The sequence below is a fragment of the Planotetraspora phitsanulokensis genome (assembly GCF_016863295.1).
GTDB classification, from domain to species: domain Bacteria; phylum Actinomycetota; class Actinomycetes; order Streptosporangiales; family Streptosporangiaceae; genus Planotetraspora; species Planotetraspora phitsanulokensis.
The window spans coordinates 1-23,766 of the sequence record NZ_BOOP01000041.1 but is presented as its reverse complement, the minus strand read 5'-3'; the positions used below and the strand labels follow the sequence as shown (position 1 = coordinate 23,766).

The 23,766-nt window shown below is 71.2% G+C and carries 28 protein-coding genes; 12 read left to right on the top strand and 16 right to left on the bottom strand.

Annotation, left to right across the window (positions count from 1 at the left end; translation table 11 throughout):
* Positions 1–151: 151 nt before the first annotated feature.
* The 8 genes from Pph01_RS35830 to Pph01_RS35795 all read left to right on the top strand — a co-directional run bounded on the left by Pph01_RS35830 (position 152) and on the right by Pph01_RS35795 (position 8,607).
* Positions 152–1,348 (top strand): CaiB/BaiF CoA transferase family protein, encoded by a 1,197-nt coding sequence (locus Pph01_RS35830; RefSeq protein ID WP_204077663.1) that lies wholly within the window; start codon positions 152–154, stop codon positions 1,346–1,348.
* A complete protein-coding gene (locus tag Pph01_RS35825) occupies positions 1,306–2,184 on the top strand; it encodes a citryl-CoA lyase (protein ID WP_239117263.1) in 879 nt (292 codons plus the stop codon). Before Pph01_RS35830 ends, Pph01_RS35825 begins: the two co-directional genes overlap by 43 nt.
* A gap of 30 nt (positions 2,185–2,214) precedes the next feature.
* Positions 2,215–3,078 carry a DODA-type extradiol aromatic ring-opening family dioxygenase gene (locus Pph01_RS35820; protein ID WP_204077662.1) on the top strand — a complete coding sequence of 288 codons (864 nt, stop codon included), beginning with the start codon at positions 2,215–2,217 and terminating at the stop codon, positions 3,076–3,078.
* Positions 3,075–3,437, top strand: a complete 363-nt coding sequence (locus Pph01_RS35815; protein WP_204077661.1) for a hypothetical protein — start codon at positions 3,075–3,077, stop codon at positions 3,435–3,437. The genes Pph01_RS35820 and Pph01_RS35815 overlap by 4 nt, the downstream gene beginning before the upstream one ends.
* The gene (locus Pph01_RS35810) at positions 3,434–4,462 is read left to right on the top strand and encodes a quinone oxidoreductase family protein (protein WP_239117262.1); all 1,029 of its coding nucleotides are present in this window, start codon (positions 3,434–3,436) and stop codon (positions 4,460–4,462) included. Before Pph01_RS35815 ends, Pph01_RS35810 begins: the two co-directional genes overlap by 4 nt.
* Before the next feature lie 227 nt (positions 4,463–4,689).
* Positions 4,690–5,061 carry a DoxX family protein gene (locus Pph01_RS35805; RefSeq protein WP_204077660.1) on the top strand — a complete coding sequence of 124 codons (372 nt, stop codon included), beginning with the start codon at positions 4,690–4,692 and terminating at the stop codon, positions 5,059–5,061.
* Between the two features lie 218 nt (positions 5,062–5,279).
* The gene (locus Pph01_RS35800; RefSeq protein ID WP_204077659.1) at positions 5,280–5,660 is read left to right on the top strand and encodes a winged helix-turn-helix transcriptional regulator; all 381 of its coding nucleotides are present in this window, start codon (positions 5,280–5,282) and stop codon (positions 5,658–5,660) included.
* 253 nt (positions 5,661–5,913) lie between these two features.
* Complete coding sequence (locus Pph01_RS35795) at positions 5,914–8,607, top strand: glycosyltransferase (RefSeq protein WP_204077658.1); 2,694 nt, start codon at positions 5,914–5,916, stop codon at positions 8,605–8,607.
* A gap of 120 nt (positions 8,608–8,727) precedes the next feature.
* On the opposite strand, the gene rpmF is transcribed toward Pph01_RS35795, so the two are convergent.
* From rpmF to rpmG, 5 genes are read right to left on the bottom strand one after another with little or no spacing between them, the layout of a single operon-like run.
* Positions 8,728–8,898, bottom strand: a complete 171-nt coding sequence (gene rpmF, locus Pph01_RS35790) for a 50S ribosomal protein L32 (protein ID WP_204077657.1) — start codon at positions 8,896–8,898, stop codon at positions 8,728–8,730.
* 6 nt (positions 8,899–8,904) lie between these two features.
* On the bottom strand, positions 8,905–9,204 hold the full coding sequence (gene rpsN / locus Pph01_RS35785) for a 30S ribosomal protein S14 (RefSeq protein WP_204077656.1): 300 nt from the start codon (positions 9,202–9,204) through the stop codon (positions 8,905–8,907).
* Positions 9,204–9,440, bottom strand: coding sequence for a 50S ribosomal protein L28 (rpmB, locus tag Pph01_RS35780; RefSeq protein WP_204077655.1), 237 nt, complete (start codon positions 9,438–9,440; stop codon positions 9,204–9,206). Before rpmB ends, rpsN begins: the two co-directional genes overlap by 1 nt.
* Positions 9,440–9,685 (bottom strand): type B 50S ribosomal protein L31, encoded by a 246-nt coding sequence (locus Pph01_RS35775; protein WP_203887237.1) that lies wholly within the window; start codon positions 9,683–9,685, stop codon positions 9,440–9,442. Before Pph01_RS35775 ends, rpmB begins: the two co-directional genes overlap by 1 nt.
* A gap of 2 nt (positions 9,686–9,687) precedes the next feature.
* On the bottom strand, positions 9,688–9,852 hold the full coding sequence (rpmG, locus tag Pph01_RS35770; protein WP_203949614.1) for a 50S ribosomal protein L33: 165 nt from the start codon (positions 9,850–9,852) through the stop codon (positions 9,688–9,690).
* 62 nt (positions 9,853–9,914) lie between these two features.
* On the opposite strand from rpmG, the gene Pph01_RS35765 reads away from it, so the two are divergent.
* Both Pph01_RS35765 and rpsR read left to right on the top strand, forming a co-directional pair.
* Entirely contained in the window at positions 9,915–11,066 is a 1,152-nt protein-coding gene (locus tag Pph01_RS35765) for a CobW family GTP-binding protein (RefSeq protein ID WP_239117261.1), read from the top strand.
* On the top strand, positions 11,063–11,287 hold the full coding sequence (rpsR, locus tag Pph01_RS35760; RefSeq protein ID WP_204077653.1) for a 30S ribosomal protein S18: 225 nt from the start codon (positions 11,063–11,065) through the stop codon (positions 11,285–11,287). Before Pph01_RS35765 ends, rpsR begins: the two co-directional genes overlap by 4 nt.
* A 174-nt stretch (positions 11,288–11,461) precedes the next feature.
* Here rpsR and Pph01_RS35755 read toward each other — a convergent pair whose 3' ends face one another.
* Together Pph01_RS35755 and Pph01_RS35750 are read right to left on the bottom strand one after the other, a co-directional pair.
* Positions 11,462–11,671, bottom strand: coding sequence for a hypothetical protein (locus tag Pph01_RS35755; protein ID WP_204077652.1), 210 nt, complete (start codon positions 11,669–11,671; stop codon positions 11,462–11,464).
* Positions 11,672–11,848: 177 nt separating this feature from the next.
* Positions 11,849–12,661, bottom strand: a complete 813-nt coding sequence (locus Pph01_RS35750) for an N-acyl homoserine lactonase family protein (RefSeq protein ID WP_204077651.1) — start codon at positions 12,659–12,661, stop codon at positions 11,849–11,851.
* Positions 12,662–12,884: 223 nt separating this feature from the next.
* On the opposite strand from Pph01_RS35750, the gene Pph01_RS43490 reads away from it, so the two are divergent.
* Positions 12,885–13,523, top strand: coding sequence for a DUF4396 domain-containing protein (locus tag Pph01_RS43490; RefSeq protein ID WP_275412915.1), 639 nt, complete (start codon positions 12,885–12,887; stop codon positions 13,521–13,523).
* A 42-nt stretch (positions 13,524–13,565) separates the two neighbouring features.
* Here the strand turns inward: Pph01_RS43490 and Pph01_RS35740 are convergent, their stop codons facing one another.
* The 5 genes from Pph01_RS35740 to Pph01_RS35720 all read right to left on the bottom strand — a co-directional run bounded on the left by Pph01_RS35740 (position 13,566) and on the right by Pph01_RS35720 (position 18,947).
* Complete coding sequence (locus Pph01_RS35740; RefSeq protein ID WP_239117260.1) at positions 13,566–14,606, bottom strand: hydroxyacid dehydrogenase; 1,041 nt, start codon at positions 14,604–14,606, stop codon at positions 13,566–13,568.
* Positions 14,603–15,271 (bottom strand): ThuA domain-containing protein, encoded by a 669-nt coding sequence (locus Pph01_RS35735; RefSeq protein WP_204077650.1) that lies wholly within the window; start codon positions 15,269–15,271, stop codon positions 14,603–14,605. The genes Pph01_RS35740 and Pph01_RS35735 overlap by 4 nt, the downstream gene beginning before the upstream one ends.
* Positions 15,268–16,701, bottom strand: coding sequence for an aldehyde dehydrogenase family protein (locus Pph01_RS35730; protein WP_204077649.1), 1,434 nt, complete (start codon positions 16,699–16,701; stop codon positions 15,268–15,270). The genes Pph01_RS35735 and Pph01_RS35730 overlap by 4 nt, the downstream gene beginning before the upstream one ends.
* Positions 16,702–16,789: 88 nt before the next feature.
* Complete coding sequence (locus tag Pph01_RS35725; protein WP_204077648.1) at positions 16,790–17,677, bottom strand: alpha/beta fold hydrolase; 888 nt, start codon at positions 17,675–17,677, stop codon at positions 16,790–16,792.
* A gap of 28 nt (positions 17,678–17,705) precedes the next feature.
* Positions 17,706–18,947, bottom strand: coding sequence for an ROK family transcriptional regulator (locus Pph01_RS35720; RefSeq protein ID WP_204077647.1), 1,242 nt, complete (start codon positions 18,945–18,947; stop codon positions 17,706–17,708).
* A gap of 188 nt (positions 18,948–19,135) precedes the next feature.
* Between Pph01_RS35720 and Pph01_RS35715 the strand changes: the two genes are divergently transcribed.
* Positions 19,136–19,396, top strand: a complete 261-nt coding sequence (locus tag Pph01_RS35715) for an SAV_915 family protein (protein ID WP_204077646.1) — start codon at positions 19,136–19,138, stop codon at positions 19,394–19,396.
* Positions 19,397–19,582: 186 nt separating this feature from the next.
* On the opposite strand, the gene Pph01_RS35710 is transcribed toward Pph01_RS35715, so the two are convergent.
* The 4 genes from Pph01_RS35710 to Pph01_RS35695 all read right to left on the bottom strand — a co-directional run bounded on the left by Pph01_RS35710 (position 19,583) and on the right by Pph01_RS35695 (position 23,728).
* A complete protein-coding gene (locus Pph01_RS35710; RefSeq protein ID WP_204077645.1) occupies positions 19,583–20,017 on the bottom strand; it encodes a hypothetical protein in 435 nt (144 codons plus the stop codon).
* Positions 20,018–20,103: 86 nt separating this feature from the next.
* Positions 20,104–21,954, bottom strand: coding sequence for an APC family permease (locus tag Pph01_RS35705; RefSeq protein WP_204077644.1), 1,851 nt, complete (start codon positions 21,952–21,954; stop codon positions 20,104–20,106).
* A 9-nt stretch (positions 21,955–21,963) separates the two neighbouring features.
* Positions 21,964–22,632 (bottom strand): response regulator, encoded by a 669-nt coding sequence (locus Pph01_RS35700; protein WP_204077643.1) that lies wholly within the window; start codon positions 22,630–22,632, stop codon positions 21,964–21,966.
* A 208-nt stretch (positions 22,633–22,840) separates the two neighbouring features.
* Positions 22,841–23,728 carry a potassium-transporting ATPase subunit C gene (locus Pph01_RS35695; protein ID WP_204077642.1) on the bottom strand — a complete coding sequence of 296 codons (888 nt, stop codon included), beginning with the start codon at positions 23,726–23,728 and terminating at the stop codon, positions 22,841–22,843.
* Between the last annotated feature and the right edge of the window lie 38 nt (positions 23,729–23,766).

The following is a 23,766-nucleotide window of genomic DNA, read 5'->3' as shown; positions in this document are numbered from 1 at the left end:
CCCGACCGAGGGGAGCGCACGGGCCGGCCGTCCCGCACCTTGACAGGACGGATCGGGACGCGCAGACTGCCACGGCGGACAATTGTCCGCTCAACGGACGCATGAGCCGGTCGGCCCGACGATCCATCCTCAGAGAGGAACCCGTCCCTTCATGACCACCTCCAGCGCGGCGACCCCGTCCGCAGCGTCCGGGCCGTTGTCCGGCCTGCTCGTGGCCGACTTCTCCCGCATCCTCGCGGGGCCGTACGCCACGATGCTCCTGGCCGACCTCGGCGCGGAGGTCGTCAAGGTGGAGAGCCCCGCGGGAGACGACACGCGCACGTGGATGCCCCCCGTCCACGACGAGGTGTCCACCTACTACCTGGGCGTGAACCGCAACAAGCGGTCGGTCGCGCTCGACCTGAAGGACGACGCCGATCTCGCGGCGGCCCGGGAGCTCGCCCGGCGGGCCGACATCATGGTGGAGAACTTCAAGCCCGGCGGCCTGCGCAGGTTCGCGCTGGACTACGAGGCGGTGAGCGCGTCCAACCCCGGGATCGTGTACGCGTCGATCAGCGGGTTCGGCTCGGGCGGCGGCGCGTCCCTGCCCGGCTACGACCTCATCGTGCAGGCCATGTCCGGGCTCATGAGCCTCACGGGCGACGCGGACGGCTCGCCGTACCGGGCCGGTATCTCCGTCTTCGACGTCATGGCCGGCCTGCACGCGAGCATCGGCATCCTCGCCGCGCTCCACCACAGGGCCGCCACCGGACAGGGCCAGCATGTCGAGGTCAACCTGCTGAGCACCGCACTGTCCGGGATGGTCAACCACTCGAGCGCGTACGTCGCCGCCGGCGTCGTTCCGCTGCGCATGGGCAACGCCCACCCGAGCCTGTTCCCCTACGAGCCGCTGCCCGCGGCCGACGGCGACCTCATCGTCGCGGCGGGCAACGACGGCCAGTTCCGCAAGCTCTGCGAGGTCCTCGGTCTCCCCGAACTCGTCGACGACCTGCGGTTCGCGCGCACCAGGGACCGGACGGCCAACCGCGAGGCGCTGCGCCCGCTGCTGGTGGAACGGCTCGGCCGCCGGTCGAAGATGGAGTGGTTCCACGAGCTCACCGCGGCCGGTGTGCCCTGCGGGCCGATCAACACCGTCGACGAGGGCGTGGCCTTCGCCGAAAGCCTGGGCCTGGACCCGGTCGTGAGACCCGGCGAAGGCGATCGGGCCGTCCCCTCGGTGCGCAACCCCATCACCTTCTCCCTGACCGAGCCCTCCTACCGGCTGCCTCCTCCGGCGCTCGACGAACACGGCGCGGAGATCCGCGCATGGCTGACCGAGCCGGAGCGGCCCGGGCGGCAGGACACCTGAGGCCCGCAGAGCACGACGGCGACTACGACAGCGAGGAATCATCCATGGACGGCGCGACGTTTCCCACCTCGATCGGGACCTCCGACCCGACGGCCATCCGGCTGCTCGGGCAGGACCTGGCGAGCGACCTCATGGGGAAGGTCGGTTTCGGCGAGCTCGCGTTCTGGCTGGTGGCCGGGCGCCGGCCCACGCCGCAGGAGACGCGGGTGTTCGAGACCGTACTGGTCGCACTCGCCGACCACGGCTTCACCCCGACGGCGATCGCCGCGCGGCTGACGTACCTCAGCGCGCCGGAGTCCGTGCAGGGGGCGCTCGCCGCCGGCCTGCTCGGCGGCGGGTCGCGGTTCCTCGGCGTCACCGAGGACAGCGGGCGCTTCCTCGCCGGGGTCCTCGCGGCCCACAAGGGCCCGCTGCCCGGCGACGACGAGGGCTGGGACGCGCTCGCGCTGGCGGCGGTCACCGAGGCGCGCGAGGCCCGGCGGCTGGTCCCCGGCCTCGGCCATCCGGTGCACAAGGTCCAGGACCCGCGGACGCCGGTACTCCTCGCGATCGCCGACGAGGAGGGCCTGCGCGGACCCCACCTGCGGCTGTTCGAGGCGATCGGCCGGGTGCACCCGCGGGTCCTCGGCAGGACGCTGCCGCTGAACGGCGCCGGAGTCTGCGGGGCGGCCCTGGCCGACCTGGGCCTGCCGGTCGACCTGCTGCGCGGATTCGCCCTGCTGGCGCGGGCCGCCGGACTCCTCGGGCATCTCGCTGAGGAGCGCCGCCGGCCGATCGGCATGGACGTCTACATGACCGTCGACCGGAACGCGACGTACGTGCCGGACGAGGACTGACCGCTCACCCCACCCGCCCCGGGAGGTCTCATGGCAGAACTGGTCGCGGTGATCGCGTCCACGCATCACCCCTTCTACTACCGGGCGAGCACGGCCCCGCCGGAGGAACGCCCCCCGTTCGCCGACGCCTGGGTCGCCAAGATCGCGGCCTTCCGCGAGACGCTGACCCGGGCGAACCCCGACGTGCTGGTGATGGTCGGCTCCGACCACTTCCACCAGCTGTGGCTGGACAACATGCCGCAGTTCCTCGTCGGGAAGGCGCCCTTCTACGACGCCAACTTCTACAACGAGGAGCGCGAGTTCGGCCTGCCGCGCATGCTGCTGCGCGGCCAGGAGGACCTGTCGGCCTACATCCTGCGTGAGGGCCTGGACGCCGGCTTCGACCTCGCCTTCAGCAACGAGCTGCGCATCGACCACAGCGTCACGTGCCCGATCATCACGCTGCGACCCGAGGCCGACCTGCCCATCGTGCCGATCTACACCAACATCTTCGCGCCGCCGCTCCCCCGCCCGAAGCGCTTCGTGGAGCTGGGCAGGACGATCCGGCAGCTCGTCGAGTCGTGGCCGAGCGACAAGCGAGTCGCGGTCATCGGCACGGGACACCTCTCCCTCGAACTCGGCGGACCGCGCCAGTTCGGGCCGCACGGACCCGACCCCGAGTTCGACAGGAAGGCCGTCGAGTGGATCGCCAGTGGCGACATCGATGGCTGCCTGTCCGAGGTGACGCTCGACAGCCTGTGGGAGCCGGGCAACGCCACCCACGGCTTCATGGACTTCATGCTGATGATGGGCGTCGCCGGAGAGGGCGCCAAGGCCGACTACGTGGACTCGCTCGACCTGTTCCACACCATGGAGGCGTACTTCACCTGGTATCCCAACGGGGTGACCGCATGAGCAAGTACCTGATCGACAAGTTCCTGTTCACCGTCGACCGCGACCCCGAGCTCGTCGAGCGCTACCGGGAGGACCCCCGCGGCACCGTCGCCTGGTGGGAGGCCGAGCGGGCCAACACGATCCTCGGCTGCCACTCCGGCGAGGCGAGCACCTGGCTGAAGTTCGAGGACGCCGAGCGCGAGGCTCTGGTCGGCCACGACTACGTCCGGCTGTTCGAGCTCGGCGCCCACCCGTTCCTCACGCTCACGCTCTTCATCGCCATGTTCGAGCGCGACCACGACGAGCCGCTCGCCTTCCAGAAGGAGTACGGCAGGCGGCTCCAGCACTTCAGCCTGCCGTACCCGGACATCGCGACGTGAGCGACGCGATGCGCGCGGCGATCGTCCACGCGTGCGGGGAAGCACCGCAATGGGGCGAGCGGGACAAGCCGAAGCGGCGGGAGGGCCAGGTCGTCGTCAGCGTGCTGGCGGCCCCGATCACGCCGCTCGATCTCCTGTGCGCCTCGGGCACCTCGTACTTCGGCGTCCCTGAGTTGCCGTACGTGCCGGGCGTGCAGGGCGTCGGGTTCGTCACGGAGGACACCGGATGGGGGCCTGCCGGGACGCGGGTGTGGTTCCCCACCCAGGCCGGGATGCGTCCGGGCGACGGCAGCCTCGCGCAGTTCTGCGCGGCCGCCGAGGACGACCTCGTGCCGATTCCCGACGGGGTCGGGGAGGCCCAGGCCGCGGCGCTCGGCCTGTCCGCGGTCGCGGCCTGGATGGCGCTGACCTGGCGGGCCGCCCTACAGCCCGGTGAACAGGTGCTCGTCCTCGGGGCGGGAGGCGTCGTCGGCCAGGTGGCCGTGCAGGCCGCGAGGCTGCTCGGCGCGCGCCGGGTGGTCGCCGCCTGCCGGTCCGACTCCGCGCAGGAGACGGCCCGGGCCGCCGGAGCGGACGCCGTCGTCGCCATCAAGGACGGCGACGACGCCGCGACCCTCGCGCAACGGTTGGCGGCCGCCTGCGACGGAGGGGTGGACGTCGTCGTCGACCCGCTGTTCGGAGTGCCCGCCGAGGCTGCCGCGCGGGTGCTCGCGCAGGGCGGCCGCCTGGTCAACCTCGGCGGTTCCGCCGGGGAGAGCGCAACCCTCGGTTCCTCGGCGCTGCGCAGCCGCTCGGCCGCGGTGCTCGGATACACGAACAACGACCTCACCAACGACCAGCGGCGGACCGCCTTCTCGCAGGTCATGGAGCATGCCGTCGCCGGCCGGCTGAAGGTCGCGTTCGATCTGGCCCCGCTCGACCGCGTCCGGACGGCCTGGTCGAGTCAGGCGGCGGGCACCGCGATCCGCCGGATCGTCGTCGCCCCCTGGACCCTGTCCACGCCGGAAGACCCGGGACTCAACTGAGTGATCTCCTCCCCACGCCCTGTTCGGCTGTCCGGCCGAGCAGGGCGCGTGGGCACACGGATGTCCCCTGGGCACATCAATGTGCCTTTTGTGGGCTCTGTGGTGGTGGTGCATCATGAGCATGCGCACAAACAGTAACCAATGGCGCTGAACTGCGTTTATGTGCTCTGCGTGCGCTTCGCATCTGCCCGCCGCCTCGCGCGGCGGGCTTCCCCCACGGAGTCTCCATGAACATCGTCCTGTGGGTGCTGCAGAGCATCCTCGCCCTTCTCTATCTGTTCGCGGGAATCAAGAAGACCTTCCAGTCGCGTGCCGCGCTGGCCCCGCAGATGGGCTGGGTGGAAGACCTCTCCGACGGCCAGGTCAAGCTGATCGGCATCGTCGAACTGCTGGGCGCGATCGGGCTGATCCTCCCGGCGGCCCTCGACATCGCGCCGATCCTCACGCCGCTCGCGGCGACCGGCCTCGCGCTCGTCCAGGTCGGCGCCATCCCGGTGCACGTGCGCCGCGGCGAGACGAAGCTCGTGCCGTTCAACGTGGTCCTGCTCGTCCTCGCCGCGGTCATCGCGTGGGGACGCTTCGGCCCCTGGGCCTTCTGAGGCCCGGCGAGGATCATCGCGGAACAGCCTGATCCAGCACGAAGAGCAGGGGCGGTCGCGGGCCGAGCGCGCGGCCGCCCTGCCGTGCCGCACAAGGGGGGCGGCACCGAACGGGCTCGTCAGGTGACATTCATTCTTATCCCGTATTACGATGATATTTGAGCATTAAAGGACGGGCCGAATTCATCTCGACAGGCCCCGACGGACCTGGAGACGCGATGGAGGACGGAAAAGGGGCACCCAACCCGTGTGACCGCGTCTCGAGTGAAGGGCCGAAGGTCCGGGAGGTCCTCGACCGGGTGGGCGACAAGTGGAGTCTGCTCATCATCGGCACGCTCCAGCACGGGCCGCGGCGGTTCGGCGAGCTCCGCCAGGCCATCGGGGGCATCTCGCAGCGCATGCTGACCCTCAACCTCCGCCACCTCGAGCGCGACGGGCTGGTCACCCGCTCGGTCTACGCCGAGGTGCCGCCGCGGGTGGAGTACGAACTCACCCGCCTCGGCCGGACCCTGCTGGAACCGGTCTTCGCCCTCGCCGCCTGGGCCACCGCGAACTACTCCGAGATCGAGGCCAACCGCAGGACGTTCGACGCCCGCTGACCGGGGCGCCACCCGGAGACCGGGCGCACCGGAACGAAGCCGGATGAAAAAAGTTCGCACACTCGGCCATTTGTTATTTATTTGATATCCATCAGATATCTGATCGAATTCAACGCCTCCTTCGGATGATTCTTATCTGACGGTTATTATTTGCACATAAATCCCGTTGATTGAGCCACCGCTGTTGCCCAGGGGACGGCGCCTCCGGTGAACACCGGATCGCGCCCGCAATGACCAGTGGAGACGTTCAACAGTGCATATAGCGATATTCGTCGAGAACCGCAATGGCATCGCCCTCACTGGCCGGCTCATCGCGACCGAACGTCCGGAAGCACCGGACTTCTCGGTCCTGACCGCGGACGCCGAAGGCGACGTGGCCACCTGGGTCGCCGCCGAAGGGCAGGCACGCCTCCCCCACACGACCGTCCGAAATCTCTTCGAGGTGGGCGAACCGATCGGCGACCGGGAATTCGCCGACGAGCTTGAGCGGCGCATCGTGGAGTTCGCCGAGAAGGAGGACGTCGACCGGCTCGTCCTGTTCAACGACCAGTCACGCCGGGGACGACTGGTCGCCCGTGCGCTCAACCGGCGCTTGCCCGTCGTGCTCGTCCAGGACGGGCATCTCGACTTCCATTACAAGCGCCACGCGGGATCCCAGCGCGACCAGAACTGGTACTACGGCGCGTCAGCGCCCTCCGCCGTCTGCGTCTGGGGTCCGGCGACGAGCAACCACCTGAGGTTCCGGTCGAACTCCGAGTCCGGCGACGTGGTGATCACCGGGGCCCTCGGCCACAGCGACGACCCCGAACTCGTCAACGCGGCCCGAGCCCTGTCCTTCCGCCCTTCCCGGACGCCCGGGGAGCCCCTTCGGATCGTCGTCCTGGACCAGTCGCTGTCCGACCAGGGCAAGCTGACCGCCAAGGAGCACCGCGAGGTGCTGACTGAGATGGTCGCCGCGCTGGCGCCGTACGGGACGATCGACGTCAAGCCCCACCCGTCGTCGCGGGACTCCCACCTCGAATGGCTGGAGACCCTGCCGGACGTGACCGTCCGCGGCGCGGACGTGCTCGTCGACGCGGCCGGGCTGCGCGGCTACGACCTGGCCGTCACGTTCTTCTCCACGACCTACCTGCAGACGCTGCGCGCCGGCACGCCGCTGGTGCTCTACAACCCCGAGCAGCTGAACATCGTCTTCCCGGTGATCCAGCACGCCATGCTGCGCAACGTCGGATCCATCGGCGCGCTGACCGACGTCGCCCTGCAACTCAAGACGTCGGCCACGTTCGCCGGCAACGCGCACGGCGAGCCGCTCGACCACTTCATCAGCTTCGGCGACGGCGTGGCCGACGACATCCTCGACGTCATCATGGCGGCGCGCACCCCGCGGGAGCCTTCGCCCGCCCCGGTGGAACGTGCCATCTCCCCCTCGGCGTCCACGACCGCCACCCTCTCCGAACGCGCCCTGGCCGAAGTGCGCGACCGGGTCACCCGGCCGCACTCGCTCGCCGTCCTCGGCGACGACTTCTCCTACGCCACGGGCGTCGCCGTCCCGGTGCTCACCTACACCCAGTCGCTGCTCGCCCGCAGCCCCGTGGCCGTCCACTACTTCGACATCCAGGCGTTCTCCACCGTGAGCGACGTGCTGGCCGCGTTGCGCGACATGGAGGTGGTGCTGGTCAACAGCCTCGCCTTCTTCTGGCGGTCCCCCATCGCCAACGAGGTCGTGCGCGCCCTCGTCGAGTCGGGGGTCCGCGTCGCGGTGTACGTCCACGAGACCCAGTGGGTCATGGACTACGAGGCGCGAATCCGCGGCGACCGGCACACGGACATGCTGGAACTGCTCCCGCTCGTGCAGCTGCTGTGCGTCTCCAAGGCGCAGGCGGACCTGTTCCGCACTCTGGGCGCCAGGGACCCGATGGTCGTCTACAACACCGTGCCCCGCGATCCCGAGCGGCGGCGGGCCAGGGAAGGGGTCTCCAGCGAGTCGCGGATCGTCATGGTGGGCAGCGTTCAGGACCGCAAGGGCGTCGACCTGTTCTCCAGGGTGGCGGAGCGCGCCCGCGCTCTCGGCCTGCCCTGGCGTTTCACCTGGATCGGGCAGCGGACGCGACGGCTCGGTGAGAGCACGCTCGTCTCCGACAGCGTCGAGTGGCTCGGCCCGCTGCCGCGCCGCCGCGTACGGCGTGAGCTGGCCGAGTCCGACGTCTTCTTCCTCTCGAGCGCCGACGACCCGATGCCGCTGTCGGTGGTCGAGGCGGTGCAGCAACGGCTGCGCGTGGTGACCTACGAGCGGGTCGGCTCCCACGAGGTCCTCGCCGGGGTGTCCGGCTACCGTTCCTTCGGCGAGTACACCCCCGACGCCGCCTTCGCCGCGCTCCAGGCGGTGTTGTGCGAACCGATCTCGGAGGACGGCTTCCGCGAGGTGGAGGACCTGTTCGACATCCCGGCCTTCACTGAGCGCATGTCGACCGCGCTCAGCCTGCCGCGCGCGGCGGAGGGGGGCGGGCCGTCCGAGAGCCTGTACGACGAGCGCCTCGCGGCGCAGGCCGAGCAGCGGCTCGACTTCCGGGTCGCCGAGTTCAAGGAGCTCTACGAGTCCGGGCGGCACGACGACGCCCTGCGCGTCGGGACCACCGTGCTCCTCGACCGCAGCCCGATGGACGTGCTGCTCGGAATGGCGGACATCCTCGCGCAGGAGGGCGAGCTCACCGAGGCGCGAAGGCTCCTTACGGTGGCGGCGCTCAACGCCGGGGACCGGGCCAAGGCGTGGCTCACCATCGGCCGTCTCGCCCGCGGGCTCGGTCCCGGTGGCAGGGCGTTGTCCACCATCGCGGCCTACGAGGCGATGCGCATCAACCCGTCCGCCCGGACGGCCTTGGCGCTGTCGCGCTCCGCGCTCGGCGTCCGCATCAGGCGGCGGCCCGCCAGGGAACGGCGGAGTCCGTAGACGCCGAGGGGCCCGGGCGCGGGTCGGCCACCGCGCACCGGGCCCCTCGGGCACCGCCGGTCAGACGCGCGAGGCGCCGTCTGGGCCACGCGCAGGGCGGCTTGATTCGTCAGACACGACTTAGGCCGGAGGCTCGATGAGCCCCGCGTGGTAGGCCTTCACGAGCCGCCTGGGGACGAGGATCCGCCTCCCGTCGAGGACGATGGGCACCAGGTCGAGGGCCTGCGCCTTCCATTGGGAACGGCGGCTGCGCGTGTTGCTGCGGGACGTCTTGCGCTTGGGGACGGCCATGCTCTCCTACCAGCTCGACTTGGTGACACCGGGGAGCTCTCCCCGATGGGCCATCTCACGGAAGCGGATCCGCGAGATCCCGAACGTGCGCAGATATCCCCGGGGACGGCCGTCGACCGCGTCCCGGTTGCGCACGCGGGTGGCACTGGCGTCACGAGGCTGCCTGCTCAACTCGCGTACGGCTCCCGCGCGCTCCTCGGCGGAACCCGTCCTGACGAGTTCCTTGAGCTCGGCCCGGCGGCCGGCGAAGCGGGCGGCGACCGCCTTCCTGCGCTCATTGGCCGCGATCTTGCTCTTCTTGGCCATCAGATCTTCTCTCCCCGAGCCCTGATCCGCGCGACGGCGCGCTCGATGCCGATCTTGTCGATGGTCTTGATCGCCTTCGCGCTCAGCGTGAGCCGTACGAACCGGCCCTCGCTCGGCAGCCAGTAGCGCTTGTGCTGGATGTTGGGCTCCCACCGGCGCCGGGTGCGCCGGTGGGAGTGGGAGACGTTGTTGCCGAAGACCGGTGCGGCCCCGGTGAGCTGGCAGCGGGCCGACATCACCGGCTCCCGTAGCGCTGGCGGAAGCGCTCGACGCGGCCCTGGGTGTCGAGCACGCGCCCGCGACCGGTGTAGAACGGGTGGCTCGCCGAGGACACGTCGACGTCGACCACCGGGTAGACGTTGCCGTCCTCCCACTCGATGGTCTTGTCACTCGTGACGGTCGACCGCGTCAGGAAGGCGAAGTCCGCGCTGGGGTCGCGGAAGACGACCGGACGGTACTCGGGGTGGATGCCCTTCCTCATGGTTATCGGTCCTCTCTGAACAGCACGTGCTGCCGGGCGATGGGGTCGTACTTGCGCAGCGTCAGCCGGTCGGGGTCGTTGCGCCTGTTCTTGCGGGTCACGTAGGTGTAGCCGGTTCCCGCGGTCGAACGCAGCTTGATCACGGGACGCACCTCGTTTCTGGCCACTCCAGCTCCTTTCGGGTCGTAGAATGAAAATGATAACCGTTTTATTCCTGGAGGGAGACCTCGTGTCCGTCCCTGTTGTCCTCGTCGCGGGCCTGCATGACGCGGCCAGGACCGCCGCCGTCGACCGGCTGCTGCGCGCCCACCCCGGAGCGGTCGCCGTCCACCACGACCTGCGCGACGTGACCCGTGGCCGGGTGGAGCGGGTCGTCCGCGACGCCGACCGGATCCGTGACAGGACCGACGTCCGGCTCGCCCACGGCTGCGTCACCTGCACGGTGCGCGAGGACCTGGTGCCCGAGCTCGTACGGCAGGCCGGCGCCGCCCCGCTGCTCATCGCGGACCTGTGGGACTCGGTCGAGCCCCGGTCCGTCGCCGAGGCCCTCGACTGCGAGGAGGCACACGACCTCCTCCGGGTCACCGCCGTGCTGACCGCGCTGGACGCCGAGCACATGCCCGTCGACATCGCCCGCGCCGACCGCCTCGTCGAAGTCGGCAGGCAGGCCGCGCAGGGCGACCAGCGCTACCTGGCCGAGGTGCTCGCCCGGCAGATCGAGTACGCCACCGGCCTGATGGTCCACCGCGGCGACGGCGACGAGGGGGACGTGGAGCTGACACGCGCCGTGCTGGGCCATCTCGCCCCGCTGACCCCGGTCACGCCGGTGGACGGTCCGCTCCCCGAGGTGACGGGTCCCGCCCTGCGCGCCGACGAACTGGCGGCGCGCGTCGACCCGGCGACCGCGCAGCTGCCGTGCGACGCGGTCACGGACGAGATCACCACGGTCGTCTGGCACCGCCTCCGCCCGCTCCACCCGGACCGCCTGTTCGAGGCCGTCGACGAACTGGTCACCGAATCGGTCCGCAGCCGTGGCCGGTTCTGGCTGGCCACCCGGCCGCAGCGGTTGCTGGCCTGGGACGCGGTGGCCGGCGTGGTCTCCGTCGAGGACGCGGGCCCGTGGCTGGCGGCGCTGCCCGACGCAGCGTGGGAGCTGGTCTCGCCCGCGCGCCGCATGGCCGCCTCGCTCGACTGGGCGCCCACCGTCGGCGACCGCGTCCAGCACCTGGTCTTCACCGGCCCCGAGCTCGACCGCGAGCGCATCCACGCGCTGCTCGACTCGTGCCTGCTCACCCCGGAGGAATCCGTCGCCGGCCCCGACGCCTGGGCCGCCTTCGACGACCCCTTCGCCGCCGTCCTGGATCTGGAGGAGATCGCGTGAAGAACCGCCGTGTTCCGAGGAAGAAGGCCAATCCCCTGCTCGGTGTCGACTACATCGACTACAAGGACACCGATCTGCTGCGGAGGTTCATCTCCGACCGCGGGAAGATCCGCAGCCGCCGGGTCACCGGAGTGAGCGGCCGGCAACAGCGGCAGCTCGCACGGGCCATCAAGAACGCCCGGGAGATGGCCCTTCTCCCCTACTCCTCCCGCGCCCGCTGAGCGCATCGCGATCCGTCACCCTTTACAACGTAGATCGACAGGAGCCCGCCAGGACGCACGTGCTGGCGGGCTCGCTCGTGTGACCCGAGGCACGCCCTGCCGTGCCGGCCGAGACGGCCCCTGCCGTACGGCTCAACGCGCCGCTGGTGTCCCGAATGGTGCGGGCAGTCGTGATCAGCCGCCGAGGAGCCTGATCATGAGGTCGGTCATGTCGCACCCGCAGAAATGGATGCCCTCCCGTATGACCTCGCAGATGCGGTCCATGACTGCCTGCGGAAGGGGATGCAGGCCCTCGGCGCTTTCGTCGTGGAGTGCGACCAGATCCAGCATCGGCATCTGGTGGAAATCTATGCCCGATAATTCGGCGGGCTCCTCGCTGGTCATCGCGTCCACCCTTCGTGGCAGTCGCCCCCATTTTTCACGCAGGCGGGCCGAAGTATCGCCATTCCGCAGGCTTTGGTATCCATCCCTGCGCAGCACCCCCCGGTCGGCGCGAGCGTGATGTCCACGCGGACGCGGGGGTCAGGCGCGAGCGTGATGTCCACCCAGACGCGGGAGGAGTCAGCCGCGAGCCCGGAAGCGCTCGGCGAACTCGGCCGTGTAGGCCGGCCACGCCACCGGGTCGTGTCCCGGGATCAGCGCATACCCCTTCGCCGCGGCGATCTTCTTGAGTTTCCTGATCTGCTCGACGGTGTCCTGCGGCTCGCAGTCGATGAACCCGCCCACCGCGAGTTCCCCGTCGACGTTCTCGGTGAGGTCGGCCGCGTCGAAGGCGAAGACGAAGCCGCCGCCGCCCACGGACTCGTCCAGGTCGACGACGAAGCTCTGGTGGCCCGGGGTGTGGCCCGGCGTCGGCACGGCGGTCACCCCCGGGGCGATCTCCGCCTCCCCATCGGCGAGCCGCCAGTCGATGCGCGGGTCGTCGAAGTCGATGCGGAAGATGCCGTGCGCCTCCGCCGCGTCCGACAGGCCGTACCGCAACTCGGTCCGCTGGGCGTGCACGGGAACGCGCCCGGCGAAGTGCTTGAGCCCTCCCGCGTGATCGAGGTGCAGGTGGCTGACAGCCACCGCACGGATCTCCTCCATCGCGATGCCCGCCCCCGCGAGCGTCTCCTCGAGCGGCTCTCCGGATCCGGGGAGCACGGGGAGGTACTCCGGCCGCGGATAGAACCGCCGGGCGAGAGCCGCGTCACGGATCAGGGCGGTGTTGAACCCGGTGTCGAGCAGCACCCAGCCGCCGTCGGTCTGGAGCAGCACGCCGGGCACGGGCTCGCGCAGCCGCGTCCCCGAGGTGTCCCCGTGCACCGAGACCGTCTTGGGCAGGTCCTCCCAGCCGAGTGTGAGCAGGACGATCCGCCGGACTCCGCTTCCCATGACCTCAGCCCACCGGTCCCGCGGACGACGACGCCGGAGATGTGAGGGGGCACATCGCGACCGGTGCGCTCATGTCGTGTGGCGCTTTCCGCGGGAGCTGATCATCGGGCCTCATGAGCGCAGAGTACCTCCGGTTCACCGCGTCGCCGCCATCCGGGGTACGACGCCGCTGATACCCCCTGGGGGTATAGTGAAGGTCGACCGAGCCGAGAGGAAGATCATCATGTCCGGATCGACACCCGCAGACGATCCCGCACCCCCGCGTCACCCGGCCGGCCACGGCGAGAGCCCGCAGGCCGGCGCCGCCCAAACCATGCACACCGCGCACACGGAGCACGGGCACGCGGAGCACACGGAGCACACGGAGCGCGGGCACGCGGAGCACACGGAACATGGGCACACAGAACACGGGCACGGACCCCAGCCGGCGACGTGGCGGACGGCCGCCTCGGCGACCCTCCACTGCCTCACCGGGTGCGCCATCGGCGAGGTGCTCGGCATGGTGATCGGCACCGCCCTGTCCTGGGGCGACGCTGCGACGCTGGTCCTGTCGGTCGCCCTGGCGTTCCTCTTCGGCTACGCGCTGACCCTGCGCGGCCTCCTCCGCGCCGAGGTCGGCTGGCGGCAGGCCGTACGGCTGGCGATCGCGGCGGACACGCTCTCCATCCTGATCATGGAGATCGTGGACAACGGCTTCCTCCTGGTCGTCCCGGGAGCCATGGACGCGGGGCTGACCACCGGGCTCTTCTGGGGATCGCTCGCGGCCTCGCTGGCGCTGGCCTTCGCCGTCACCACCCCCGCCAACAAGTGGATCATCAGCAGGGGCCGGGGCCACGCTGTCGTACACGCCTACCACCACTGACGCCGGACTCCACGGCGAAGACCCGGGTTTTCGGCGTGGGTGTCAGGCGGTGACCGGCAGAGCCGCCAGATCGACGGGATGACGCAGCGGCCGGCCGTCGATGACCCGGAGCACCTCGTCCAGGGCCTGCGACCCCAGCCGGGCCAGTTCGTTGCCCAGGGATCCGGCGACGTGGGGGGTCAGGACGACGTTCGGCAGCTCCCACAGCGGCGAGTCCGACGGGGTGATCTCGGGTTCCGTCACGTCGAGCACGGCGGAGATCCGGCCGCGCCGCAACTCCGCGATGAGGGCGTCGTGGTCGACCAGCGACCCCCGGGCCGTGTTGATCAGCGTCGCGCCCGGGCGCATGGCGGCGAGGCGCGCCGCGTCGACCATCCCCCGCGTCTCCTCGATCGCGGGGGCGTGCAGGGACACGACGTCGCAGGAGGCGAACAGGTCGTCGAGGCCGGTCTTGCGCACGCCGAGCGCGGCGGCGCCGGCCTCGTCGAGGTAGGGGTCGCTGACCAGCACCTCGAGATCGAACGGCCGGAGCAGCTCGGCGACCCTGCGGCCGACCTTCGACGCGCCCACCAGGCCGACGGTCTTGCCGTGGTTGCCGACGTCGGGATAGTCCCCGATGAGGTCGATCGCCTCCCGCCGGGCGCGGTACTCCCGGGCCATCGCGGGCACCGCCTTGTTGGCGAGCAGGATCATCGCCACGGTGTACTCGGCGACCGGGACCGCGTTCGCGTCGGCCGCCGAGCTCACCAGGACGCCCCGCTCGAACACCGAGGGGCAGACGTGGCCCTTCACCGTGCCCGCCGCGTGGACGACGGCCCGCAGGTGCGGCGCGTGGTCGAGCACCCTGTCGTCGATCATCGGGCTCCCCCAGCCGGTGAGCAGGACGCGCGCCCGCGCCAGCCGCTCGAGAGCCTCGGCGGAGTGGAACCCGGTGACGGGCGGCCCCCAGTCGGGGCCGACGAGGGCGTGGAGCCGTTCCGCGCTCTCGCCCTGGAAGAGCCGGGAGGGCAGGGCCGCCGGCATCGCCAGCACGACGGCGCCGGGAACGGCCTGGTCCGCCGAGCCGCCCACGGGGGCGCTCATCGTGCCGCCCAGACGAGTCCGCGCTCGGTGAGCGTGCGGACCGCGGGCTGCTCCAGGTCGGCGACCCGGTGGCCGATCGCCGAGAAGAAGATCTTCCCGGCGCCCCATCCGCGGGTCCAGACCACGGGCATGTCGACCGGCCCTCGCCCGTGCTCGCCGTCCTCCGGCGTGAACGTGGTCCGCGCCAGGACCGTGTTCAGCGAGTCGGTGAGCATCCAGTACTGCTCGGTCGTCACGGTGAAGTCGTCGAGACCCGCGACGATCGGATGGCCGGCCTGGCCGGGCTCGATCGTGACCTCGTACTCGAGGAAGTCCTCGGGGTGCCACAGGAACAGCCCGCCCACCATCCGCAGGTAGTCGTGGCTGCCGCCGAAGGTGCCGACCACTCCGCCGTGCCAGCCGGCGAAGCCGGTGCCCGCGTGCACGGCGGAGACCAGTCCGGCGCTCTGCTCGGGGGTCATCGTGCCGATCGACCAGCACTGCACGACCAGGTCGGTCGCCGCCATGAGCTCCGCGTCGGTGTAGACGTCGAGGTCCTCACTGACGGTCACGCCGAAGCCTGCCTCGACGAGCGACGGGATGAACAGCTCGGTGGCCTCGACGGGCGCGTGGCCCTCCCAGCCGCCGCGTACGACCAGCGCGCGGCGGCGCGCCCCCTCGCTCACGGCCGGCCCGCCGGATCGGCGGTCCAGGCGGGGAGGTCGAGCGGCGTGCGCTGGACGCCGATCCACTGGCGCCGGGTGAAGCCCGGCATCTGGTTCTCCGCGCCGTGTCGGGCGTGCGCGTCGTTGACGTGCACCTCACCGGCCTGCAGCCGCTCGGCCACCCGCATGCCCCGCATGAGGTCGGCGGTGAACACCGAGTTCATCAGCATCGGATATCCGTTCGTCAGGGCGACGGCCTCCTCTTCGGTGTCCACGACCGTGATCGGGATGACCGGGCCGAAGATCTCCTCGGTGAAGGCCGGCATGTCCGGCGTGACGCCGGTCAGCACGGTCGGCCGGTAGAACAGGCCGTCGTAGGTGCCGCCCGCGACGAGCTTGGCCCCCATCGCGACGGACGGTTCGACGATCGTCCGGTGCACCCGGTCGCGCTGGGCGGTGCTGATCAACGGGCCCAGGTCGGCCTCGCCGGACAGCGGGTCGCCCACGCGCAGGGCCTCGACCCGGCGCGTCACCGCCGCGATGTACTCCTCCGCCACTTCGCGGACCACGATGTGCCTGCTGGAGCTGATGCAGGTCTGCCCCTGGAACTCGAGGGAGGCGACCATCGCGAGCGAGGCGGCCAGGTCGACGTCGGCGTCGCCGAGCACGAGGAAGGCGTTGTCGCCCCCCAGTTCGAGGCGGATGGGACGCAGAACGGCGGCGGCCGACGCGGCGATGTCCAGGCCGACCCTGCGCGAGCCGGTGAAGTCGATGAGGTCCAGGCCGTCATGAGTGGCCAGCGGCCACCCGGCGTCGGGACCGTCGCCGGTGACCACGTTGAGGACGCCGGGCGGCAGACCCGCGTGGTCGGCCGCCTCGGCGAGCACCTGCCCGCCGATGATCGGGGTGAGCTCGGCCGGCTTGAGGACGAGCGTGTTGCCGAACGCCAGCCCGGGCGCGACCGCGCGCATGGCCAGGTTCATCGGGTAGTTCCACGGCGTGATGACGCCGAGCACGCCGAGGGGGACCACTCTCGACAGGGACAGCTTGCCCGCCTTGTAGGGCGGCAGGATCTCCCCCGCGTTCTCCGTCGCCTGCACCGCCGAGATGCCGAGCTGGCGGATGGTCGTGGAGACCTCGTCCTCGGCCTTGGCCCGGACCCCTCCGGTCTCCCGCATGCTCAGCGTGACGAGTTCCTCGTAGCGGCCCTGGAGGTGCTCGGCCATCCGGCGCAGGTGACCGGCGCGCTCGGGCGCGGACAGGGCCGCCCACCCCGGCTGCGCGGCGCGGGCCGCGTCGACCGCCAGGTCGACGTCCGCCGCGCCGCCCAGGGCGTAGCGCCCGATTCGAGCACCGGTCGCCTTCTCCTCCACGTCGCCGAACCGGCCCGACGCGGAGGGACGCCAGGCGCCGTCGATGTAGAGATGGCCGTCGGCATGACGAGATGGCATTCGAACTCCGATGGATCGTCCGGTGCGCGGCACCACGGTCGTGTACTACTTAGTCCACGACTTAAGCTAAGTACCGTTGGTTCGAAGGTCAACTGGCGATCTCGGCTGGGTCCTCCCCGGAACCGGACGGCCCGGCCGCGCCCAGGAACGTCGCGACGGTATGGGCGAAGCCACGCGGGTCGTCGAGCCAGGGGAAGTGGCCCGCGCCCGGCTGAACGGCCAGCTCCGCCCGGGGGAACATCGCGGCGACGACGGCGGCGACGCGGGGAAGCGGGCTGCCGTCCAGCTCGCCCGCGAGGACCAGGACCCGCGCGTCCAGTGCGGCGACGGAGGCACGCGCCGCGTCGGGGTCGAAGGCGCCCGAGGTCGCGTACAGGTCGCCGGCCTCCAGGTTGCTCTGTTCGAGGTCGGATGCGGAATGCGCCTGGGCGGCCGCGTCCCAGCGGCCGTAGAAGAACGGGGCGACGGCGTCCCAGTCGGCGTCGGTCGCGGACCCGGCCCAGACGGCTTCGTAGGCGTCGTGTGCGGCGCCGAACCAGGGCTCGGCGGCGCGCAGGGCGGCCGCCTCCCGGCGGTGCTCTTCGGTGAAGTCCACACCGAGGGCGCGCGCACGGGCGGTGACCAGGGTGAGCGTCCGTACGCGCCGCGGATGGCGGGCCGCGTAGAGCAGGGCGAGATCGCCGCCGGCGGAGTGCGCGAGGAGGTCGACCCGATCCAGCCCGAGGTGAACGCGCAGGGCCTCGACGTCGGCGACCTGCCGATCGCAGCGATACGTCGCCGGGTCGGAGGGGACGGCGGAGTCGCCGGTGCCACGCAGGTCGAGCATGACCAGCCGGCGGTGCCCGGACAGCCCGCCGAGGTCGCCCAAGTAGGCCGAAGCGCGCATCGGCCCCCCGGGCAGGCAGAGGAGCGGCTCGCCCTCACCCGTGACGTGATAGACGAGCTCGGTCCCGTCGGGAGCGGCGAAAGCAGGCATGGCCCCCATCCTCACGGCCGCGTGACGATCATGGCAAGTGGGGGCCGGGTGCAGAGGCGGGGACCGATCCTCCGCTCGCCAGCACCTGGACCACCGGCAACGTCGCCGCCCCCAGCGCCACGGCCTCCTGCCCGAGCTGGCCGAGCTCGATGCGGACCTGGCCGTACATGTAGGACAGGGCGTGGCGTCGCACGGTCTCACGTACGGCGGGCAGGATCGCGGCCCCCATGGTCTCCCCCACCCATCCGGACAGGACGACCCGGTCGGGGCTGAGCAGGTTGATCAGGTTCGCGATGCCGATGCCCAGGTACTCCGCGGTCCTGCCGAGGACCTGCGACGCGCCGCCGTCGTCCTCCGCGCGCGCCACCAGCTCCGCCAGGCGCGCCTCGGTCCCCGCCGACTCGAACGGCCTGGCGTCCGGAAGCGCCAGATAGTCGTCGAGGACCGCCTCCGCCCCCACGTAGGCCTCGAGGCACCCGCGCGACCCGCATCTGCATGGCCTGCCGTCCACGTTGATGACGGTGTGGCCCCATTCGCTGGTCGTGCTGGTCGTGCCGGCCATGTCGCGGAACGACTCCGACGCGGTGGCCACCGCGGCCCCCACCCCGACGCCGAGGAGCGCGACGATCGCCCGCCGTGCGCCACGGCCGGCTCCACGCCACATCTCCGCCTGCCCGAGCGTGCGAGCGCAGTTGTCGAGGTAGATCGGCGCGGGAAGATCCCGGCGCAACATGTCGCCGAGGGGCACAGCCGACCAGCCGAGGGTCGGGGCGTAGACCAGCTCGCGCCCGGCGACCTGCACGGCGCCGGGAACCCCGACGCCGATCCCGAGCAGGCCGCCCGTCTCGACGCCGGCCTTGGAGACGACCTCCCGCACCCCGGCGAGCACGAGGCCGACGACCTGCTCGGGCTCCAGCCGGGTGGCCGCCACCGAGTACGTCGCGGTCGCCAGCGTCCCGAGCGTGTAGTCGAACAGCCCGATCTGGACGTGGGTCTCGCCGATGTCCACCCCGACGACGTGGCCGAACTCGCCGCGGACCTGGATGAGGGTGCGCGGGCGCCCGCCGTCCGACTCCACCAGCCCGGCCTCGGCGACGACGCCGTCGTTGATCAGATCGGACACGACGTTGCTCACCGTCGCCGAGCTGAGCCCGGACTCTCTCGTGAGATCCTGACGGCTCGTCGGCCCCTGGACGTACAGACGCGAGAGCAGCGCGGATCGATTGTGTCGACGCAGGTCACGTGTCGTCTGCTGCACCGCGCGTGTCACATTCCGAATTGTGCCAGAGCGCCGGGCGCGCCAGAGATCCCCGCCCGGCGCTCGCGCTCCGTCCGGAAGGCGTCAAAGCGGCGTCAGCGTTCGCGCGACCGACGTCGGAATTCCGTAGCGAACAGGCATTTCGCCAAAATCCGGGTCTAGCGTCGCCTTTGTACGAGTTCTCCCCTGGAGGCGACACCATGCTGGAAGATCCTTTATATGTGCCCGTCAACCGCGGCACGCTCTCCCTTTCCCTTCGCCTGTTCCGCACGGCATCGGGCAAGAAGACCTCGGTGGCCTTCACCTCGCCGCTCCGGCTGGCCAAGGTGCTCGGCAGTGACCAGGAGTGGATCCGCCTCAGCGAACCCGCCCTCCGGTGCATGATCAATGACCTGGACGTCATCGGCATCGTGATCGACCCCGCCGGGACCATGTCCCGGTCCGTCGCCAGGAGCGCATGATGTGCGTCCTCGAACAGGACCTGGCCGACCAGGATGAGGACTCCGCGTCGATCGCGGAGCTCCTGACCGCCCGCCTCAGCGAATGGCAGACGGGCGAACCCAAGCCGCAGGGCTGAGCCGCGGCGCTAGCAGAGCAGCCCTGCAAAAAGGAGATCACCGCCCTATGGCGGTGATCTCCTTCCATTCTCACTCCCATCCGGCCACGGCGCGCCGCGCCGTCCAGGCGCGGCGGCCGACGCGCACCAGCCGGTCGGCCGACCACGCGGCACTCGCCGCGGCGAGCCCCCCGAGCACCGATCCCAGGATGATCGTGCCGTTCACCGGGGGCCCCCAGTCGAGCCGTTCCCTCGTGTCGGTCCACACCCGGACGGTTTCCTTCAGGTCCGGAAGCGGGCCCACGTGCGTCCTGCCGGTGTGGACGGCGCCGTCCCTGCCCGTCCACGCCACCTCCACGTCCGCTCCCGGCGCGGGCAGCGACCGCCCTCCGCCGCCCGGCGGCCCGACCACCCGCACGATGTGGGCGTCGACCTGCCGGTGGGTCAGGGGATAGGCGTCCGCCGCGCGCGTCATGACGAAGCAGGCGACGACGCCGGCGACGCAGCCGATGAGCACGATCGCCATGGCAGGCAAGGTCCACCGCGCCCCGGAGCTCGGGCCGGGCGTCCCGCCTGGGAACTCCCCCGATGGGTGTGCGGAGTCGCGGGGGCTCATCTGACCTTCTTCTCGCGCCGGCCGACTTCCGGCTCCTCGGCGGGACCGCCGATCCGGAACCGCATGCGGCAGACCACGACGTCGGTCCTCCGGCGCAGCGCGCGGGCGAGGATCGCGCCGCGCTGGTTCTGCAGCAGCCGCTGCCAGACGTGCTCCGGCTCGACCTCGGCGATGAGCACGAACACGTGGGCCTCCGGAACGCTCCCGAGGTAGTCGACCAGGGGTTCGTCCAACCTCCAGTGGGCGTCGAAGAGCCGCACCAGTTCGACGTCGGGTGCCCAGCGGCCCCAGCCCTCGCCGAACCGGCGGCTCCCCTCCTCGTTCTCGGGATGGGAGATGTTGACCGCCACCACGCGGTCGCCGAGGGAGAGCGCGGCGGACAGGGCGTCACGTGTGAGCCGGTTGACCTGCTGGACGGGGACCACCACGAGCGACCGGCGGGGTCTGGGCGGCGCGGGCGTCCTGCCCAGTTCGAGGCGCTTGCCGATCAGGGCGTACGACCGGTTGATCCGCCGCATGAGCAGCACGATCAGCGGAAGCGCGACCACGACCAGCCAGCCGCCCTCGGTGAACTTCGAGATCGCCACCACGACCGCGGCGACAGCGGTCAGCAGCGCGCCGAACCCGTTCAGCGCCGTGCGCCACCGCCATCCGGCGGGCCGGTCGGTGATCCAGTGCCTGACCATGCCGGCCTGGGACAACGTGAAGCCGACGAAGACCCCGACGGCGAACAGGGGGACCAGCAGGTTCATCTCGCCGTGTGCCGCCACCAGCAGCGCGGCCGAGGCCACGGCCAGGAAGGCGATGCCGTACCGGTGGACGTTCCTGTCGGCGCGCACCGCGAACAGGTGCGGCAGGTTGTTGTCCTGGGCGAGCAGCCGGGCCAGCACGGGCAGGCCGCCGAAGGAGGTGTTGGCGGCGAGCGCCAGGAGCACCACCGTCGCGAACTGCACCAGGTAGAACAGCGGCCCGTCGCCCACGGACGCCCGGCTGACCTGCGCGAGCACGGTCATCCCGTCGACGGGCGCGATCGCGAACTTCCCGATCAGGACGGCGATGCCGATCAGCATGACCGCCAGCAGCGCGCCGAGGGCGACCTCGGCGTTCTGCGCCCGCCTGACCCTGGGAGTGCGGAAGGCGGGGACCGCGTTGGCGATCGCCTCGACACCGGTCAGCGAGGCGCAGCCGTTCGCGAAGGCCCTGAGCAGCAGCAGGACGCCGACCGTCTCCAGGTTCCGCGCCTGGGCGGCGTGCTCGACGGCCGTCGCGGGCGCGCCGCGCAGCAGACCGGCCACGATCACCAGCAGGATCGCCCCGACGAACACGACCGTGGGCGCGATGAAGGCGCGGGCGCTGTGCGCGATGCCCCGCAGGTTGATCGCGGTGACCAGGGCGAGGACCGCCAGGCACAACCAGACGGTGTACGGCACGAGCCCGGGGAAGGCGGACGTCAGCGCCGCGACGCCGGCGGCGACGGACACCGCCACGTTCAGCACGTAGTCGACGATGAGACTCGCGCCCGCGACCAGGCCCGCCTGGCTGCCGAGGTGGGTCTTCGCCACGCCGTACGCGCCGCCTCCTTGGGGAAAGGCCGCGATGACCTGCCGGTAGGACAACGTCAGCACGGCCAGCAGCAGCGCGATCCCCAGCGTGACCGGGAGGGTGAAGCCGAGTCCCGCACCGCCCGCGAGGGCGAGCACCACGACGATCGCCTCGGGGCCGTACGCCACGGAGGCCATCGCGTCCAGCGAGAGGGCGGCCAGGCCACCGGTCACCGTGAGCCGGTGCCGCTCGCCGGCGGGCTCCTGCGCCGCGGGAGCGGCAGGCGGACTCGCTACTGCGGACATCGTGTCCTCTCAGGGTTTGAACCGGTAGCCCATGCCCGGTTCAGTGATGAGATGCGCGGGATGAGCGGGATCCCGCTCGAGCTTGCGCCGCAGCTGGGCCATGTACTGGCGCAGGTAGTTGGTCTCCTTGACGAACCCCGCACCCCAGACCCGGGTCAACAGCTGCCGCTGGCTGACGAGCTTGCCCGGGTTGCGCAGCAGGATCTCCAGGAGATGCCACTCGGTGGGCGTCAGCCGGACGTCGCCGGTGACCGTCTTGTCGACGAGGTCGATCGCGTGGTCACCGATCTGGATCACGGAGGGTCCGGGCTCCTGGGCCACGACGCGGCGGCTGACCGCCCGGACGCGGGCGAGCAGCTCGTCGATTCCGAAGGGCTTGGTGACGTAGTCGTCGGCGCCCGCGTCGAGGGCGTCGACCTTGTCCTGGTGCCCGGTGCGCCCGGAGAGCACGATGATCGGGACGTTGGTCCATCCGCGCAGGCCGTGGATGACGTCCACTCCGTCGAGGTCGGGCAACCCGAGGTCGAGCACGACCAGGTCGGGATGCCAGTCGGCGGCCTCGCGGAGCGCCGAGGCGCCGTCGGCCGCGACGGCGACCTCGTAGTGGCGGGCGACCAGGTTGATGCGCAGCGCCCGGATGATCTGGGGTTCGTCGTCGACGACGAGAACGCGTGTCACGATGACCACCGGTCCTTCCCGCGAGCCGGGAGGCACCGTGTGGAGCACCCGGCGAGGCCCTGGACCGGCCGCCCGGCGAGGCGCCGGACGGAGCAGCCGGTGGAACGCCGCCGGGCGTCGCCGCCCGGCGCGCGCCGGCCACGGGGGCCCGCGCCGGCCCCGGAGCCGAGTCCGGGGCCGGTGCGGGAGTGTCGCCCTGGCACCGCCGTCACTGTCCCGTGCCGGAGGCCAGGTCGTCGAGGGCCAGGTTGAGCTGCAGGACGTTGACCGCGGGCTCGCCCATGAAGCCGAGAGCCCTGCCGGTGGTGTTGTCGTCGATGAGCGACTTCACCTTCGCGACGTCCAGGCCGCGCTCCTTGGCCACCCGAGGCGCCTGGAGGTCGGCGTAGGCCACCGAGATGTTCGGGTCGAGCCCGCTGCCGCTCGCGGTCACCGCGTCCGCGGGAACCGCGGGCGTCGGCGCGTCGCCGCGGACGGGCACGGTACGGCCGGCCGAGTAGTCCTCGGCGGGCTTGCCGCACTCCACCTTCACGCCCTGGTATTCGGCGATGAAGGGCGTCGCGGGGCAGGCCTGGTTGACGCTGACCACCCGGGTCGGCTTCCCGGCGGCCGGGAAGACCTTCAGGACCGCGCCCACGCCGTCGGCGGTGCAGTACGGCCGGGCGCCGCTGACGCCGTCCAGTTCGCCGATCGCCTGGGACCGGGCGCAGACCGTGGTGAGCAGCGACTGGCTGCCCGCCTTGGCGTCGTCATCCGCCCCGTTCGGGTCGGGGAGGGTGTCGACGACGTCCTCGGGGCCGAGGTTGCTGGCGGCGGTCGACAACATGTCGTAGCCGTCGCCGGCGGCGGACGGCCGGCTCTGGAAGTACTTCCCGATCGGGTTGCCGTCCTTGTCGGTGAAGTTCTGGCCGATGATGGCGCTGCCGACGTCGGCGCCGTTCTTCTCGATGATCTGGCCGTTGGCGTTGGAGTTGAACAACGCCTGGGCGACGCCCGTGACGACCAGTGGGTAGATGCCGCCGAGGATCACGGTCAGCACGATGACTGCCCTGATCGCGGCGAGGTGCTGGCGGATCCAGCTAGGCAGACGGTCCATTACGACATCCCCGGAAGGAACATGATGAGAAGGTCGAT

Coding starts and splice junctions, on each gene's coding strand:
- Pph01_RS35815 (WP_204077661.1), top strand. CDS start 3,075: ATGAGCAAGTACCTGATCGACAAGTTCCTGTTCACCGTCGACCGCGAC.
- Pph01_RS35820 (WP_204077662.1), top strand. CDS start 2,215: ATGGCAGAACTGGTCGCGGTGATCGCGTCCACGCATCACCCCTTCTAC.
- rpmB (WP_204077655.1), bottom strand. CDS start 9,440: ATGTCGGCCCGCTGCCAGCTCACCGGGGCCGCACCGGTCTTCGGCAAC.
- Pph01_RS43490 (WP_275412915.1), top strand. CDS start 12,885: ATGTCCGGATCGACACCCGCAGACGATCCCGCACCCCCGCGTCACCCG.
- Pph01_RS35805 (WP_204077660.1), top strand. CDS start 4,690: ATGAACATCGTCCTGTGGGTGCTGCAGAGCATCCTCGCCCTTCTCTAT.
- Pph01_RS35755 (WP_204077652.1), bottom strand. CDS start 11,671: ATGACCAGCGAGGAGCCCGCCGAATTATCGGGCATAGATTTCCACCAG.
- Pph01_RS35740 (WP_239117260.1), bottom strand. CDS start 14,606: ATGAGCGCCCCCGTGGGCGGCTCGGCGGACCAGGCCGTTCCCGGCGCC.
- rpmF (WP_204077657.1), bottom strand. CDS start 8,898: ATGGCCGTCCCCAAGCGCAAGACGTCCCGCAGCAACACGCGCAGCCGC.
- Pph01_RS35830 (WP_204077663.1), top strand. CDS start 152: ATGACCACCTCCAGCGCGGCGACCCCGTCCGCAGCGTCCGGGCCGTTG.
- Pph01_RS35710 (WP_204077645.1), bottom strand. CDS start 20,017: ATGGCGATCGTGCTCATCGGCTGCGTCGCCGGCGTCGTCGCCTGCTTC.
- Pph01_RS35715 (WP_204077646.1), top strand. CDS start 19,136: ATGCTGGAAGATCCTTTATATGTGCCCGTCAACCGCGGCACGCTCTCC.
- Pph01_RS35750 (WP_204077651.1), bottom strand. CDS start 12,661: ATGGGAAGCGGAGTCCGGCGGATCGTCCTGCTCACACTCGGCTGGGAG.
- Pph01_RS35695 (WP_204077642.1), bottom strand. CDS start 23,728: ATGGACCGTCTGCCTAGCTGGATCCGCCAGCACCTCGCCGCGATCAGG.
- Pph01_RS35775 (WP_203887237.1), bottom strand. CDS start 9,685: ATGAGGAAGGGCATCCACCCCGAGTACCGTCCGGTCGTCTTCCGCGAC.
- Pph01_RS35705 (WP_204077644.1), bottom strand. CDS start 21,954: ATGTCCGCAGTAGCGAGTCCGCCTGCCGCTCCCGCGGCGCAGGAGCCC.
- Pph01_RS35725 (WP_204077648.1), bottom strand. CDS start 17,677: ATGCCTGCTTTCGCCGCTCCCGACGGGACCGAGCTCGTCTATCACGTC.
- Pph01_RS35825 (WP_239117263.1), top strand. CDS start 1,306: ATGGCTGACCGAGCCGGAGCGGCCCGGGCGGCAGGACACCTGAGGCCC.
- Pph01_RS35730 (WP_204077649.1), bottom strand. CDS start 16,701: ATGCCATCTCGTCATGCCGACGGCCATCTCTACATCGACGGCGCCTGG.
- rpsN (WP_204077656.1), bottom strand. CDS start 9,204: ATGGCCAAGAAGAGCAAGATCGCGGCCAATGAGCGCAGGAAGGCGGTC.
- Pph01_RS35800 (WP_204077659.1), top strand. CDS start 5,280: ATGGAGGACGGAAAAGGGGCACCCAACCCGTGTGACCGCGTCTCGAGT.